The sequence below is a fragment of the Aequorivita sp. CRS11 genome (assembly GCF_059693805.1).
The window spans coordinates 1-972 of sequence record NZ_JCATIG010000040.1; the positions used below are offsets into that span (position 1 = coordinate 1).

At 32.2% G+C, this 972-nt stretch carries 3 protein-coding genes; 2 read left to right on the forward strand and 1 reads right to left on the reverse strand.

Annotated elements, in window-relative coordinates:
* Positions 1-236: hypothetical protein (locus AC58DT_RS15640; RefSeq protein WP_497217725.1), on the reverse strand; the 236-nt coding region annotated here is incomplete at its 3' end.
* Between the two features lie 135 nt (positions 237-371).
* On the opposite strand from AC58DT_RS15640, the gene AC58DT_RS15645 reads away from it, so the two are divergent.
* Positions 372-605 carry a hypothetical protein gene (locus tag AC58DT_RS15645; RefSeq protein ID WP_271394128.1) on the forward strand — a complete coding sequence of 78 codons (234 nt, stop codon included), beginning with the start codon at positions 372-374 and terminating at the stop codon, positions 603-605.
* Positions 589-891, forward strand: coding sequence for a type II toxin-antitoxin system RelE/ParE family toxin (locus tag AC58DT_RS15650; protein ID WP_271394129.1), 303 nt, complete (start codon positions 589-591; stop codon positions 889-891). Before AC58DT_RS15645 ends, AC58DT_RS15650 begins: the two co-directional genes overlap by 17 nt.
* The last annotated feature ends 81 nt before the right edge of the window (positions 892-972 follow it).

The window sequence follows — 972 nt, forward strand, 5'->3', positions numbered from 1 at the left end:
AAGCTTGTGAAGAGTTTTTCCTGATAGTTTTTCTTGCCTTGCATAGGCATGAAATTAAGAAACTTCTCAATTTTATACAAGCCTTTTGCTATATTTGAAGAGGTGGTTGTGCAACAGGCACAATGTATAAAAAAAATAGGGCAAGTAAGAGCTAAACCCAATGTTTCAGGCTTATTTGCGAGGTCGCCAAATCTTTTGATTTGGCTTTTAGAAAAATAAGATAAAACAAAATGCAAAAGATTTGGCTTGTGGTTAATCCGAAAAGTAATTGCTTATTTACAGCCCTACTTCTTTTATACTAAACGTTATGCAACAGTTAAAAATTACGTTCAAAAAGGGAATAATAAGATTAAATTTGTAACTTTGATATTATGGATTTAAGTTTAGAAAATAAAAAAATTGAATTGATTCAATGGCTGTCAACATTGAACGACAAGTCTCTGATTGACAAACTAATGAAATTAAGAGAAAAAGAAAAAGCCGACTGGTGGAATGAAATTTCAGCAAATGAGAAAAAATCTATAGAAAAGGGAATTCAAGATGCTGATAACGGAAAACTGACTTCTCACTCAAGCGTGAAAGGAATTTATGAAAAGTGGTTATAGAATACTGTGGACTGACCACGCAATATCTGAACTTAAAGAAACCATCGAATATCTTGAAAATAATTGGACCGAAAGAGAATTAAGAACTTTTTCTGCAAAATTAGACCATACAATCGAACTGATTTCAAAAACACCTGAAATCTTTCCAGAATCATTTGAGAAAAAAAATATCCGAAAAGCTGTCGTTGAAAAACACAACAATCTTTACTATCGAATAAATGAAAGTTCGGTTGAGATTGTTTCTTTATTTTCAAACAGAAAAAACCCGGATAAGAAAAAAATATAAAAACCGTTGCATAACACCGGTAACCGTTGCACAACCCCTTAATTTTTTAAACCTGAACCAATATAGGCCGTTTTAAGCGGC